The sequence below is a fragment of the Paenibacillus pseudetheri genome (genome assembly GCF_924513355.1).
In the GTDB taxonomy this organism is placed as follows: Bacteria; Bacillota; Bacilli; order Paenibacillales; family Paenibacillaceae; genus Paenibacillus_AQ; species Paenibacillus_AQ pseudetheri.
In genome coordinates this window covers 41141-55518 of sequence record NZ_CAKMAB010000042.1, presented here as the reverse complement: position 1 = coordinate 55518, position 14378 = coordinate 41141, and the positions used below count along the sequence as shown (strand labels likewise).

Here is a 14378-nt window from a genome sequence, read left to right as displayed (position 1 = left end):
GCGATTCTCCAATAACAGGAGAATCGCTGCTCTGTTGACGTTTTAAACTTTTAAGAGGATAGAGAGACTATCTCCGCTAGTAGAATATCTACTTATGGGACAGCCCCTCCCTTATTAACCTATTACAAAATCTGATGAACCTTTATTCCGTAATTTCATTATAAATATCGATGTACTGCTGAGCCGATACATTCCAGCTATAATCGCCAGCGAACGCGTTTTTCGTAATTTTTTTCCAGTGTTCAGGTCGCTTGTATAATGAGATCGCCCGACGAAGCGTAAACATCATATCATGGGCGTTATAGTTGCTGAACGTAAAGCCGTTCCCTTCACCGGATTCTTCATTATAAGGTTGAACCGTGTCATTCAGACCACCGGTTTCTCGCACAACGGGTATGCTGCCATAGCGCAAAGCGAGAAGTTGACTGATCCCACATGGTTCAAACTTGGAAGGCATAAGAAAGATATCACTAGCGGCATATATTTTACGTGAGAGAGCATCATTAAAGAGGATTTGTGAAGATAGCTTTGTCGGATAACGCCAAGCTGCTTCCCTGAACCACCGCTCATAGGACTCATCCCCCGTTCCAAGCAGAACAAATTGAACATCATCATTATATAGTAGCTCATCCAATACACGTGTAAGCAGATCTAAACCTTTGGAATCCACAAGACGAGTAACCATGGCAATCATCGGAATAGTAGCATCCACAGGTAGTCCTAATTCCTCCTGCAAGGCTAACTTATTCTCCGTTTTCTTTGCCAGATTAGAACGATACCGGGTAACCAGACTTGGATCTGTTGCAGGATTATAACTTTTCGTATCAATTCCGTTCACAATACCACTTAATACATCCGCCCGTGCATTTAGTAATCCATCCAGCCCGTAACCATAATAAGGTGTCCGAATTTCTTCGGAGTAGGTTGGACTAACGGTGGTGACACGATCGCTGTATACAATGCCACCTTTTAAGAAATTCACATTTCCGTAATACTCAACCCCTAGAAAATAACTACTGTCGAGACCCAATAACTCCCCAAGTATTTCATAAGGAAACACGCCCTGATACAACAGGTTATGTATGGTAAATACACTTCGCATTTCGCTATAGAATGGATTGTGTCGATAATGACCCTGAAGCAGCATTGGGATTACAGCCGCATGCCAATCATGGCAATGCAAGACGTCCGGCTGAAAATCAATAGCGGGCAGACACTCCAGCACCGCACGATTATAGAACGCGAAGCGCTCTCCATCGTCCATATATCCGTAGATTCCATCCCGTCCAAAATAATATTCATTGTCGATAAAGTAAATGGGGATACCGTCATAAACCATATGTTCGATCCCGCAGTATTGATTACGCCAGCCGATTGGCACATACACTTCTGTTAAATGCTCCATTTTTGAAGTGAACTTTTCTGGAATCCCACGATATTTAGGCAAAATCACTCGTACATCCACCCCGGCACCCTTCAGCGCTTTAGGTAATGCCCCAATGACATCGGCCAGACCACCCGTTTTGATAAATGGATGAGCTTCAGCTGCGGCAAATAAAACTTTCATGATTATTTCCCCCTTTAAAGTGTACGGATTCTCTATTCGTTCTTTAATCTATGACTCATTAGCCTCTTTACTCTTACCCACTCGTGACATTTTCTTAAACACCAGGAAGCTAAGAGGCGGTAATGTTAGCTCTATACTGTTCACCTGATTATGCCATTCTAACTTTTTACTCTTCTGAGGCAAGTTGTGTATACCCGAACCTCCGAACGCTACATCTTCAGAGCTAAAGACTTCTTCATAAGTCCCTGGGCGTGGAACGCCTATCCGATACTGTTGACGCTGGGAAGGTTGAAAATTGATGATAAACAACAACGTATCTCCAGGCTTCTTGCCTTTACGCAGATATGAAATTACGCTTTGTTCATTGTCATCTGCATCAATCCATTGATAACCCTCTTGGGAATGATCAAGCTCCCACAGGGCTTTCTCCGAGCGATAAAGTTTATTAAGTGCAGCAGTGTAAGCTAGCATGCCGCGATGGCTGTCATAGTCCAGCAGTAGCCAATCCAGTTGTTCCTGATCCTTCCATTCGATAAATTGACCAAATTCTCCTCCCATGAACAGAAGTTTCTTTCCGGGATGGGAAATTTGATAACCGAGCAGTTGCCTAAGTCCTGCGAACTTTTGTTCATAAGAACCCGGCATTTTATCAAGTAATGACTTCTTGCCATGTACAACCTCATCATGTGATAACGGTAATGCATAATTTTCGGCATAAGCATAACATATTGGAAATGTTAATAAATTATGATGATGAGGGCGCGCCCAGAAATCATGTTCTATGTAGCCCAAAGTATCATTCATCCATCCCATATTCCACTTGTAGTTGAAACCGAGACCACCTTCATGAGCCGGCGCTGTAACGCCAGGCCACGCACTGGATTCTTCTGCCATCATCAGTGCCTTAGGATAGTACTGAAATATCGCTTTATTCAGGTTCTGAATAAATTTAATGGCCTCTAAATTCTCCAGACCACCATTCACATTACGCCGATATTGATGAGCCTGTTTTTCAAAATCGAGACGAAGCATGCTGGTAACCGCATCTACACGCATCCCGTCAATATGATAATACTCAAACCAAAAGAGTGCATTAGAAATGAGAAACGAAGAAATCTCTGGCTTGCTAAAGTCAAACGAAAGGGTTCCCCAGCCAGGTTTTTCCGCCAACATTGGATCTGCATATTCATAAAGTGGCGAACCATCAAACATTCTTAAACCGTGTGCATCCTTTGCAAAATGGGCCGGAACCCAATCCAGAATGACACCAATTCCAGCTTGGTGCAAGTGATCGATTAAATACATCAACTCATGGGGTTCACCATATCGGCTAGTAGCCGCAAAATACCCCGTCCCTTGATAGCCCCAAGACAAATCGTATGGATGCTCAGCAAGCGGCATAAACTCTACATGGGTATAGCCCATTTCCACCAAATAAGGAATTAATAATTCACTCATTTCCTGATAGCTATAAAATTCTCCATCTTCTTTTTGACGCCAAGTTCCAAAATGCATCTCATAAATGTTCATCGGTTGATGATATGGAACTTTACTCCTTCTCCGCCATGCTGCATCTCCCCAACGATAACCACTGAGATCCGTAACAACGGATGCAGTCGCCGGGCGAATCTCAGCTTTGAAGGCAAATGGATCCGCTTTTAAGAAGCTGGAGCCATCACTAGCAACAATTCTGTATTTGTAAAAAGTTCCCAGCTTTATTCCCGGAAAAAAACGACTCCAAAATCCTGAATCGGGTATCTTATATAACGAGTCCATGTCCCGCGTTCCATCCCAGCCATTAAGATCACCAGCTAGTCCTACATATGTCGCATGAGGAGCCCACACGGTAAAGCGCACGCCCGTAACGCCTTCTTCAGCGGCAGTGTGCGCACCCAGCATAGAATAGCTGCGATAATTGGTGCCCTCATGGAACAAATAAATATCAGAAGCTGACGGAAGGGTATCGATTGTTGCTATTTCAGCCAATTCTACACCACCTTTTTTGAATGCTTGTACCTATTAGATTAACCGAATATTACCATTTTGAAAATGATTTGATGTGAAAACAAAAAATTTTCTGATAAAGAAATATTAGTTGTAATTTTTCTTTTTACGCAGCAATATACTTCACCTATGTCGTTTCAAGTGCTTGTTGTAAGTTTATATAACAAGCATTGACAAAATAATGGGAGGGATAACAAATGATTAACAAAAAAGATTGTATCGCCATGCTCTTGGCAGGAGGGGAAGGCCGCAGATTGGCTCCCTTGACTTCCAGTATGGCTAAGCCTGCAGTCCCTTTCGGTGGACAGTATAAAATTATTGATTTCCCACTAAGTAATTGTGTAAATTCTAAAATTGATACAGTAGGTGTCCTGACGCAATATGAAGCTGAATCCTTGCACGATCACATCGGTGAAGGTGAACCTTGGGGCTTACATAGTCAAAAGGACAAAGGTGTCACCTTGCTTCCTTCCGGTGTTGAAGGCAGAGACAGCTATACAGGAACTGCTGATGCGATTTATAAGAATATTGAGTATATTGATAGTTGTAATCCAGAGCATGTACTTATCCTATCCGGTGACCATATTTACCATATGGATTACCGCAAAATGTTGGATTATCATGTAGGCAAGGCTGCTAAAGCCACGATCTCCGTAATGGAGGTACCGTGGGATGAAGCTAGTCGTTTTGGAGTGATGAACGTAAATGATGAACTAAAAATCTCTGAGTTTGCGGAAAAACCAAAAGTACCTAGAAGTAATTTAGCTTCTATGGGTATATATCTGTTTGAGTGGGCTTATCTGAAGGAGCACTTATTACGGGATGCAGCTAATCCGAATTCCAGTCATGACTTTGGTAAAGACGTTATACCAACGATGCTTGATCAGAATGATGATTTATTCGCTTACCGCTTCAAAGGATACTGGAGAGATGTAGGTACTGTGGGTAGTCTCTGGGAAGCACATATGGATCTTCTGCAAAAAAACAATGGCATGAAGCTCGACAAAGCTCATTGGCCAATGTATAGCCGGAGTCGCCGGACTAAGCTTGCTGTTCATAAACCACGTGTTCAGATCCCATCAACGGACTCTCTCGTGAATGAATTCTGCACGCAAGAAGGCAGCTTGCAACGTTCTGTAATCTTCAATGGTGTGGAAATTGGTAAAATGAGCCAAATTAAACAAAGCGTTATTATGCCTGGCGTTCGCATTGGACGTGGCGTACAGATCGAAAATGCCATTATTGGCGAAGGCGCCATTATTAAGGATGGTGCTGTCGTCAAGGGAAGTATTAATAATATTGTAGTTGTTGGGCCCTATGAGACCGTAACTCCTAAGCCAGCGGTTCGAAATCAACCCTCCCGTCTGTTTCAGGATGTTTATGAGAAGACAGGACGTCTACGGGAAGTTCTCCCTTCATAAAAACCATTATATATATAAATACTTGATCAAGCAAAAACGCCTTCGACGTCCCAAATGGACGGTAAGCGTTTATGCGAGAAATATAAGGATAATGTATAGCGTAAAACTTATATATTCTTATATTTATAAAAAGGGGCTGTTGACCTGGTCGATCATGACCAGAGCAACAGCCCTTCGGTTGTTAGAAGTTAACCTTTATGATTTTTGGAGCGCTAACCATTCTCGATCTAAAATGCTCATTTCCACACAATCTACATATTGCTCCCCAAACTGCGCTGATTCGCGCTCTACACCCTCCCGCTTAAAGCCTAATGCTTCGTAGGTTTTCAGGGCAACGGTGTTGAAAGCAAAAGCTCCCAGGGAAATACGATGCATATCCAAGCTCTCAAATCCGATCCGGAGCATTTCATTCATCATCCTTGTTCCCAAGCCTCTACCCTGATAATCAGTATCTACTACTACTCTGCCAATACGTGCAGATCGATTCGACCGGTCTATGGCAGAAAAACTGATGTGTCCCACGACCTGCTGCGTAGCTTCATGCACCGCACAGAAAATAAGGCGATCAGAATACGCTGGATGATTAGCTCCATCTAAATACTTAGTAAGCTGGTCATCGTCAAGAAGATAAGTTAGTGAAGGTCCAGCCCATTGCTTCAGATACTCAGGTGAGACACTCCATCGTTTCAGGTGCTCAAAGTCCGATTCAGAAATAAATCTAAGAATCAGACGATCGGAATCAGGTTGTTCCTCAAAATGCTCATACAGGTTCACTAAACGACCATTTCCCATATCGTTAGTACCCATGTAATGAAAACCCATGCTCTGATAATAACGATTGAGTTTAATGTTATGTGCGACAGTATCAAATCTAAGTCCTCTGCAGCCAAGTTCTTTGGCTCGCACCACTGCATATTTAAGCATATGCTGACCAAGTCCCTGACTACGGTGTGAACCCGCTACAGCTAACCTATGCAAATATGCATAAGACTCATCGTTTTTTCTTCCCCAGTATTGAGGATCACTGAATTGTAACGTGAACATACCAACTACTGCTTCATCGTCAATCGCAAGATAAACATGCCTATCGGCGAAATAGCCTGTGATATCATTCTCGTTAAATTGGCCGGGGGTCCATTGCTTAATCCCATTTCGTTCCATCCAATTTGCTGCTTCCTGCAGCAGCCTCAAGATATCACCTGTCCGATCAGGTTCTCCACGAACGATCCTAATCGTATTCCCCCATGCTTCCATTACCATACCTCCTAGACATCTGATTCAGGTAAGGTAGCTGTAATTTGTGCTACATGATCTGAATTGACTTCAGGTAGCTTCTCAGTAAGTGGCAAGATTACGGTAACTTCAGTTCCACTTCCTAGCTCACTTTCCATTTCGAGCTTCCCGTGGTGAAGTTCCACGATTTGTTGTGAGATGGCTAGACCTAATCCCGTACCCCCATTCAACGCATCCACTTGAAAGAAACGGTCTTTCACTCTGGAGATATGTGCTTCACTAATCCCAATGCCACTATCACGAACCATGATAGCAGTCTCTGTAGCGGAAATTCTCTTCGCAGACAATTCTATACTAGACTCTTCATGTGAAAACTTCACGGCATTGTCTACCAGATTTAAAAACACTTGTTTTAGACGATTGGCATCTCCTTTAACATAGATCCCATCTTCACATTCAAGAAGCAAGTGAATCCGTTTCTTCTCTGCCTTGGCCCAAATATTAAGTATGGTCTCCTGAAGTAACACTTTCACATCAACAATCCCAATGGACAGCTTCATTTGGTTCTGCTGCAGCTTTGAAAAGTCGAGAATCTCCTCCACTAGACCAATCAAGCGTTCGCTTTCTTTGGAAATGATGCTGACTCCAAGCTTCGTCTCCTCCGGATCATAGCCACCAGAAACCAAGGTTTCACTCCAGCCCTTGATACTTGTAAGAGGTGTCCGAAGTTCATGTGAAATGGACGAGATGAAATCATCCTTAATCTGATTGCTGCGCACAATTTCCTGAGCCATATAATTCAGCGTTGAAGCCAAGTCACCAATCTCAAATTTGTAATTCCCTTTAATCCGCACATTAAATCTACCCTTAGCCATCTGGGCTGAAACCGCCGTAATGTTATTGAGCGGCTTTACGATTGAATTGGCAAGTCCGAAGCTGAACACGATAACAACAGCCATAACAGCTGCACCTATACCAATTGACAGTAACGTAAGATTAAGCAAATCGTTGTTGATACCCTCAAGTGAAGTAAGATATCTTAGAATATACGTATCACGTCCGTGAACCTGCAGTATCTTGGACACAGCCATAACACTCTCGTTAGTACCACTCTGGCGCCCTACCCAGCGGCCAATGCTGCCCCCTACCGCTTCAGGGACATCACTAGTTGTAATGGTACGGTCTGGCTGAAAGCCAGTCGAACTGGTGATCATATCCCCATTCAGGGTCAATACTTCTAACTCGGTTTTATCCAGCCCAAATCTCTCCAGTAGCACTTGCAGCTGGTTCGAGTTGTTATCGCCATCTAGCTTATGAAAAAACGACTCTGCCGTGGTAATGTGATTTTTTATCTTGCTATATACACTGTCATAATAATACGTTCTGATGGCAAGCAGGAATATAACTTCTACGAGGAGAAGCGCCAAAAAAACTACAAGAATGTAGTGTAGAACAATTTGTCTGCGCATCCCCTTCTTAATCATTGTACTTGGCCTTTCCATCTGTATCCGTGTCCCCATACCGTTTGCAAAAATTCTGGCTCTGACGGATTATTCTCTATTTTTTGACGCAGACGACGAATATTCACATCCACAATTTTAGGATCACCCATATACTCCTTGCCCCACACATGATCCAGCAAAAGATCGCGGCTGAGCGGTGTATTTTCTTTTTCGAGAAAGAATTGGATCAATGAAAACTCTGTTGGCGTCAGTTCAATCGCTTCATTATCACGTTTAAAATGTTTGGAAATAAGATCCAAGGTAAATGGCCCTGAAACGAAAGAAACTTTCGCTGACTGTTCACGATGAACATTCACTCGGCGCAGCAACGATTGAATTCGAGCAATCAGTTCTGTCGGGCTGAATGGCTTGCTAACATGGTCATCCGCTCCTACAGATAAGGCATACACTTTATCTTGCTCTTGAACCTTGGCTGTCAGAAAAATAATACCCAAACGTTCATTGGTTTCTCTGACCCGTCTACATACTTCAAATCCATCAATACCCGGAACCATTACATCCAGTAGAGCGATATCAATATCAGGGATCGTGGTTAACTTGTGAAGAGCTTCATGCCCATCCGCAGCCTCTATCACTTCGAACCCATTACGCTTCAAGTTAATGACAATAAAACTACGAATGGACTCCTCATCTTCCAGTATCAGTACTTTACTCATCTATTCCCTTCCTTTCTATAGGGGGAGCAATTTTATTGCTTCCTTCCTTTTGTGTACTTTGTTCTAACTTACCGCGGTAGGCGATGACCTTGTCTGCATCACGTGCAAGCAGATCCCAACCGTCATTCTTCACACGGCCCCATTCAGAAGGAGAAAAGAAGGAAACCTCAGCAACCGTCTCACCGGTATCTGACATGATAAACTTAAGTTTCTCGTCCAGAACCGATTTCGTATCAACCGTCACCTTCCCATGCCATTCCGGAGAAAAATTAATATTGAATCGATCCGATGGATCATGATATAGCTGGGTTGCGAAGGTCAGACCGTCTTTCCCATCCCATTTATAATAGGAGGTAAAGTATGGAATTTCAGCGGGGTCGAAATACTCCCATCCTTTAGGCGCCTCAAGCAATCCAATTTCAATAATGCCATCATGATCAATATCTTCGCTTTCAATCCGACGATCTTTATAAGTCCGCGCATCGCCTGGTAATACCACACGCAGCTTGTTATTCTCCATAACGACAATAGAGGTATAGGCAGATTGGGAATCCACTGCAGCATCCAATACGATTCCTTCTTTATCCTTTGAGATTTTTCCTGCAACAATATTGTAATAATTATTAAAATAAGGGTCGATATTATCAAGCTTATCGAGTACCTTAAAGCCATCATTGTACTGATAGACCGAGATGGTTGCAAATTCATTTCTTTTAAAATAAACAACGGTGATGTCTTCAATTCCATCCCTATTAAGATCATCAATCATATATTTTGTATAAGGATGTGAAAGTACTTCTTCTAATGATCCAGTGGAATAGCTATAGACGACAAGACCCTTTTCTTCACCTTGTGAATAGCCGGTAACAATCTCAAGCTTCCCATCACCCGTCATATCCTTCAAATCAACCGACTCTAGTACAGATCCTTCGCCATCGAATACAAGCTTCTTGACCCAAGTGTCGCCCTGTTTCTCCAGGATCATTCCGTGAATCAATACAGCTTCTCCAGGAGTCTTATAGAACACAAGCGTCTCCAAAATCCCATCCTTATTGAGATCCTCACTAAAGATGGTACTATCATCGTCATTGGTCGGACGAATCAACGTGGAACCTGCTGGCATAAGTGAATTAATAGCAGCCATAAGTGTTGCTTTATCAGCAGACAATTGTGGGGATTTCATCTTAGAAACAGGATCACTGATGAAAGTACAACCCGACAGTACGGATAACGTCAGCGTTGCAGCTACAAAGCACCTAAGGCTTCTCATATTCAACTTCATCACTCTTTTCCTTATCCGTGTCCTATATTTAAAGATTTGCACGTTCTTGGAACGTTAATCTACGCCCCTTTATATCATGCTTAATTCTGCCATCTTCTAGTACCCATAGACGCGTAGCAAAACGTTCCGCTAATTCAATCGGTAACACCGTTACAACCGTAAGACCGGTTTCTTTACACAGCTTCCGCAATGTTTCCAAGACGCTCTCCGCGGATTTAGGATCTAATCCCGTAACCGGTTCATCCGCTAAAATCACTTTAGCACCGTGAGTCAACGCTCTAGCAATCGCTACACGCTGCCTTTCTCCACCACTAAGTTGACTTGTCTTCATCTTCGCCTTATCCAGGAGGCCAAGGGCATCCAATTCATCCATTGCACCCATATAATCATCTGAACGTACCATCCCAGTAACCATTCGCCATAACGGCGTTTGTGCGGACTGGCCGATCAGTACATTCTTCAATGCTGTACGGTTAGGATTGAGCTCTGCATTCTGCTCCAGGTATGCCCACTCGCGGCGGATTTTTCTTTTACCTGTAAAGGCATTCGCCATTATATCTGTACCGTCCACTCTAAAATTCCCTCGATCCCACTTCTCACGCAGCGCTAAACAGCGCAGTACAGTGGTCTTACCGCTACCGCTACCTCCAAGTATTGCTACGAACTCACCCGGTTCTAATTGAAACCCTATATCCTGTAGAACTGGATTTTTATCTTCCCCAACTGCCTTGGCTAAGTGTTCAACTGTGATCATAGTTCAGCCTCTCCCTGTCTTTATCTATAATCTATAGTGTACTCTGAAAGCCAGATGAATTTCCATGCGAGCACTCGTTCTTATCTTACCTCAAATTTTTTGCCGTGGCGAGAAAAATAACCCAAGCAATCCGAAGGCGATATATAAAGCGCCCATCAAGCCGAAAATCCCCCCGCCCCAGCCGGCTTGCATGAGCAAACCGCCGATACCTGGACCTATAATACTGCCTATACTAAAATGAAAAGAAGCAACCACATTTGCAGCAGGCAGTAAATGTCGTGGTAAAATATCCGCAGCCAGACTAAGCCCTAACGAGAAAAAGGAGCCTACAAGTCCACCAGCAATCATCAACAGCACCATAGTCACTTTGAAATGGTCACCTGCTAATGGCAGTAATGCGAAGGCAATCCCGCCTACAATCCCAGTAAGAATCAATACCTTCTTTCGACCAAATCGGTCGCTCCACAGTCCTAGCGGGAATTGTAACAACAGTCCCCCTATGCCCGCAAAAGGCAATAAGGCTGCAATTTGATCCGTGCTGTAACCGATCCGGAGGCCATACACTGGAAAATTACTGTTTAAGCTTGCTTCCATGAAACCGTATAGGAGTGCAGGAATTAAAGCGAACCACGCTAGACTGTAACAACGTCCAAACCGGCGTACCTGACTTTCTCCACTCTCAACTTTATCTGGACGTGAATCTGGAAGCATTGTAATGGCAAGTATTAGGACCAGCAAAAAAAGAAAAGCTAGAACAATAAAGGGTGTTGCCTGACCAAAGCGCAGTAGACTAATTCCAAGTGGCCCCAAGCTAAACCCCAGACCATAGGACATCCCATACAGGGAAAGATTTCGTCCGCGATGCTCGGCAGGTGTCATTAGCAGCACCCATAGCTGAGCGGCATAATTGATAGCTGCATCACCAACACCTACAAGTAGACGTAACACAAACCATATTTTGATTCCAGGAAAAAAGGGAAATAAGAGCAAGCTTACTAAGACTAGGCTTATCCCGCCAGCAATCAATTTTTTGAATCCAATCGCTCCGAGAACTCTTTCAGCAATCAAGGTCATTCCGAATGATCCTATGTATAAAGCAGCTGCATTTAGTCCATTAAGCGAAGAGGAAACTCCTTTCTGCTCCAATAGAATGGATAGTACGGGAAGCAGCATTCCTTGGCTGAGTCCAGCCGCTATAGTAGCGGTAATAAGAATCATGAAATTCATTTTGCTGTTACTTCGAATAGATAATTTTGGCCGGTCTGACACAGATGATATCCCCCTATGATTAATAACACTAATTTGTTCTAACGCCAATTGGCAAACACCGAACATTATAGTGGACAACCCTCTTCAAAACAAGAGATAATATGAAGATGTTACGGATTTCCTGGGGGTGCATGAGACATGGAGTACGAATTAAAGATCGACGTATCGCCGGTTTATGAACTGCTGGACAGTTTTATGTTATATGTAACTAGAAAATGGATCTCCAATTTGGACATTGGTCCCCACTGGATAAGTGATGTGGAAGATCGCATTTCTCCTCATAAGGTAACAGCTTTAATGCAAGCCGTCGAGTGGCCTTTTACGGATTATGATGTGCTATATGCCTGGGTTTACATTCGAGGACCCGCAACATCAGTGCAGCATTTCTTAGATGATCTGGATTCAGCCTCCATAGAAGAATGTTATCAGCAAATCGCTCCGCTCATTCAGGAGTTTACGATTGAAGATGCTTTTCGGATTCGGAGCAGCTATAGTCCACTCTTGCGTCTCTGGTACGAGCAATACTTCCGCCATGTGGAGCACAAAATATTACCGCTATTAATTGAAGATGCTTCTGAGAAAAAAATGCTTGAAAGCAAAATGGACCCCGTTTCTCTAATTGAATACGCATCTGGCGGTGTAGTTTTCGAGGAGATCACGGATCTAAAGACGATTGTATTACTACCAACTGTTCATAATCGTCCGATTAACACCTACTGCTTCTACAAAACCATGGTAATCGTACAATATCCTGTAGATGTACCTTTAGAAGACGAAAATGAACCACCTATGGTGCTTTTGCGCATGACCAAGGCACTTTCCGACCCCACCAGACTTCGATTGCTTCGCTATGTCGCACATGAACCCAAGTCGTTGTGGGAGATGCAATCTGATCTTAATCAATCCAGAGAAATGCTGATGCATCACCTTATGATTCTACGAGTAGCCGGCCTACTCCGCATCCATCTTAGAGGTGAACAAGACGAACGTTTCAGTATTCGCCCTGACGGCGCATCAGAGCTTCAAATGTTCCTAGAGTCTTATATTTACCTATAGAACACTATACAGATACAGATCCAAGGAGTGAGAGATATGAAATACTTGACACAACAGGTGATTTTCGATCTAGATGATACACTAGTCCACTGCAACAAATATTTCGATCTGATTTTAGGGCAATATTTTGAGCTGATGACAGATTGGTTTAATGAATTTGGCCCAAGCACCAGTGATTTACGTAACAAACAAATAGAAATTGATGTACACACGGTCAACACAAGTGGTCTTGCCAGCGATAATTTCCCTAAATCTCTAATCGCTACCTACCGCTATTTCTGCGCCAAATATAATCGTCCGACGGACCGTTTTCAAGAACAACAGTTACACAAGCTTGGACTAAGCGTTTATGATCAAGAAATTGAAGCTTACCCTGGTATGGTTGAAACGCTGGATACTCTGAAGCAGGATGGTCACCATTTATTCCTGTATACAGGTGGAGACGATACGATCCAACAACGTAAAATTGAGCAAATGAAGCTAGATGCTTACTTTGATGACCGGATCTATATTCGTCAACATAAAAATGTTGAGGCACTTGAAAATATTTTGACTACGCAAGGCTTTGACCGCAAACGCACCTGGATGATTGGTAACTCTTTACGTACAGATGTACTTCCGGCAGTGACCGCAGGCATTAACAGTATCTATCTGAAGCAACAGAATGAATGGAGCTATAACCTTATTGAACTGGAGCAAGAAATGCAACAAGCAGTGAAGACCATTTCCTCCATCCATGAGGTGCCTCCTGTTATTCGTACTGCTACTTTGCACAAAAGCTAAGTGCAACGTAACCTCAGACATTGTTACAAATGACATATCTACTCTACCTCTGGAATGATTATACTATTTTTATACAATTCCTAAATGAGGTAGGAGATGAGATATGAACAAGAAAGTAAAGTCCAACCGTACTCGAACTAACAAACAAATGCTTCCCATGCTCTTAGGTATAGTTGTTGTAATCCTTGTCGCTGTTATTGTCTTCATTCTAAATGACAAGACAGACAGTACAGAGGGACTACCTAACTACACCGATGTGAAGGGAAGCATTGTTGTTGATGGGCTGAAATATGAAAAGCAACCTCATCTTGGAAGCCCTGATGCCAAAATCAAAGTTATCGAATTCGCAGATTTCAAATGTCCTGCCTGCAAAAATTGGTCGGAGAAATATTCGGATACTTTTGTTAAGGACTACGTGGATACCGGAAAAGTTGAACTCTTCTTCATGAACTTTGCCTTCCTGGATCGAGATTCCTATCTTGCTGCAAGTGCAGGTGAAGCCATTTATAAGCAAAGCAACGAGAAGTTCTGGGAGTATCTCCATAAGCTGTACGCCAATCAAGGCGATGAGAGCAAAATATGGGCCACACAGAAGTTCATTCTGAATTTCGTCAAGAATAACATCGAAGGCATTGATTATGCACAATTCGAGGCAGATCTCAAGAATCACACCTACATGTTCGACGTTAAAGAAGATTTCAAGATCGCCGGGTCGTACGGGGTTAATGGTACACCTAAATTTATGGTAAACGGAGCCATGCTTCCCGACTCTTCCTATGAAGGGTTAACTGCAGCGATTGAAGCGCAGCTGGCTAAAGCCGCTGAATAAA

The 14378-nt window shown here is 43.1% G+C and carries 12 protein-coding genes; 4 read left to right on the top strand and 8 right to left on the bottom strand.

All coding sequences use genetic code 11. The features are described from left to right. Window positions 1-142 precede the first annotated feature (142 nt). Together glgA and glgB are read right to left on the bottom strand one after the other, a co-directional pair. Window positions 143-1567 (bottom strand): glycogen synthase GlgA, encoded by a 1425-nt coding sequence (gene glgA / locus L1028_RS25905; RefSeq protein WP_234540843.1) that lies wholly within the window; start codon window positions 1565-1567, stop codon window positions 143-145. Between the two features lie 48 nt (window positions 1568-1615). Beyond that, window positions 1616-3553 carry a 1,4-alpha-glucan branching protein GlgB gene (gene glgB, locus L1028_RS25900; protein ID WP_279306918.1) on the bottom strand — a complete coding sequence of 646 codons (1938 nt, stop codon included), beginning with the start codon at window positions 3551-3553 and terminating at the stop codon, window positions 1616-1618. Window positions 3554-3771: 218 nt separating this feature from the next. Between glgB and L1028_RS25895 the strand changes: the two genes are divergently transcribed. Next, window positions 3772-4992: a glucose-1-phosphate adenylyltransferase gene (locus L1028_RS25895; RefSeq protein WP_423803093.1), complete on the top strand. Its 1221-nt coding sequence runs from the start codon at window positions 3772-3774 to the stop codon at window positions 4990-4992. A 195-nt stretch (window positions 4993-5187) separates the two neighbouring features. Here the strand turns inward: L1028_RS25895 and L1028_RS25890 are convergent, their stop codons facing one another. The 6 genes from L1028_RS25890 to L1028_RS25865 all read right to left on the bottom strand — a co-directional run bounded on the left by L1028_RS25890 (window position 5188) and on the right by L1028_RS25865 (window position 11685). Then, window positions 5188-6246, bottom strand: coding sequence for a GNAT family N-acetyltransferase (locus tag L1028_RS25890; RefSeq protein ID WP_234540841.1), 1059 nt, complete (start codon window positions 6244-6246; stop codon window positions 5188-5190). Between the two features lie 11 nt (window positions 6247-6257). Continuing rightward, window positions 6258-7709 carry a sensor histidine kinase gene (locus L1028_RS25885; protein ID WP_234540840.1) on the bottom strand — a complete coding sequence of 484 codons (1452 nt, stop codon included), beginning with the start codon at window positions 7707-7709 and terminating at the stop codon, window positions 6258-6260. Further along, window positions 7706-8404, bottom strand: coding sequence for a response regulator transcription factor (locus L1028_RS25880; protein ID WP_042128265.1), 699 nt, complete (start codon window positions 8402-8404; stop codon window positions 7706-7708). Before L1028_RS25880 ends, L1028_RS25885 begins: the two co-directional genes overlap by 4 nt. Further along, window positions 8397-9674, bottom strand: a complete 1278-nt coding sequence (locus tag L1028_RS25875) for a hypothetical protein (protein ID WP_234540839.1) — start codon at window positions 9672-9674, stop codon at window positions 8397-8399. The genes L1028_RS25880 and L1028_RS25875 overlap by 8 nt, the downstream gene beginning before the upstream one ends. 40 nt (window positions 9675-9714) lie before the next feature. Then, the gene (locus L1028_RS25870) at window positions 9715-10440 is read right to left on the bottom strand and encodes a phosphonate ABC transporter ATP-binding protein (RefSeq protein WP_234540838.1); all 726 of its coding nucleotides are present in this window, start codon (window positions 10438-10440) and stop codon (window positions 9715-9717) included. Between the two features lie 90 nt (window positions 10441-10530). Next, window positions 10531-11685 (bottom strand): MFS transporter, encoded by a 1155-nt coding sequence (locus tag L1028_RS25865; RefSeq protein ID WP_234540845.1) that lies wholly within the window; start codon window positions 11683-11685, stop codon window positions 10531-10533. Window positions 11686-11847: 162 nt separating this feature from the next. Between L1028_RS25865 and L1028_RS25860 the strand changes: the two genes are divergently transcribed. The 3 genes from L1028_RS25860 (at window position 11848) to L1028_RS25850 (ending at window position 14377) form a co-directional block, all read left to right on the top strand. After that, window positions 11848-12765: an ArsR/SmtB family transcription factor gene (locus tag L1028_RS25860; RefSeq protein ID WP_234540837.1), complete on the top strand. Its 918-nt coding sequence runs from the start codon at window positions 11848-11850 to the stop codon at window positions 12763-12765. A gap of 36 nt (window positions 12766-12801) precedes the next feature. Further along, a complete protein-coding gene (locus L1028_RS25855; RefSeq protein ID WP_234540835.1) occupies window positions 12802-13548 on the top strand; it encodes an HAD family hydrolase in 747 nt (248 codons plus the stop codon). A gap of 103 nt (window positions 13549-13651) precedes the next feature. After that, entirely contained in the window at window positions 13652-14377 is a 726-nt protein-coding gene (locus L1028_RS25850) for a DsbA family protein (RefSeq protein ID WP_234540833.1), read from the top strand. The last annotated feature ends 1 nt before the right edge of the window (window position 14378 follow it).

Excerpts from the sequence above, each read along its gene's own strand:
- L1028_RS25890 (WP_234540841.1), bottom strand. The coding sequence starts at position 6,246 with ATGGAAGCATGGGGGAATACGATTAGGATCGTTCGTGGAGAACCTGAT.
- L1028_RS25860 (WP_234540837.1), top strand. The coding sequence starts at position 11,848 with ATGGAGTACGAATTAAAGATCGACGTATCGCCGGTTTATGAACTGCTG.
- glgA (WP_234540843.1), bottom strand. The coding sequence starts at position 1,567 with ATGAAAGTTTTATTTGCCGCAGCTGAAGCTCATCCATTTATCAAAACG.
- L1028_RS25855 (WP_234540835.1), top strand. The coding sequence starts at position 12,802 with ATGAAATACTTGACACAACAGGTGATTTTCGATCTAGATGATACACTA.
- L1028_RS25870 (WP_234540838.1), bottom strand. The coding sequence starts at position 10,440 with ATGATCACAGTTGAACACTTAGCCAAGGCAGTTGGGGAAGATAAAAAT.
- L1028_RS25850 (WP_234540833.1), top strand. The coding sequence starts at position 13,652 with ATGAACAAGAAAGTAAAGTCCAACCGTACTCGAACTAACAAACAAATG.
- L1028_RS25885 (WP_234540840.1), bottom strand. The coding sequence starts at position 7,709 with ATGATTAAGAAGGGGATGCGCAGACAAATTGTTCTACACTACATTCTT.
- L1028_RS25880 (WP_042128265.1), bottom strand. The coding sequence starts at position 8,404 with ATGAGTAAAGTACTGATACTGGAAGATGAGGAGTCCATTCGTAGTTTT.
- L1028_RS25875 (WP_234540839.1), bottom strand. The coding sequence starts at position 9,674 with ATGAGAAGCCTTAGGTGCTTTGTAGCTGCAACGCTGACGTTATCCGTA.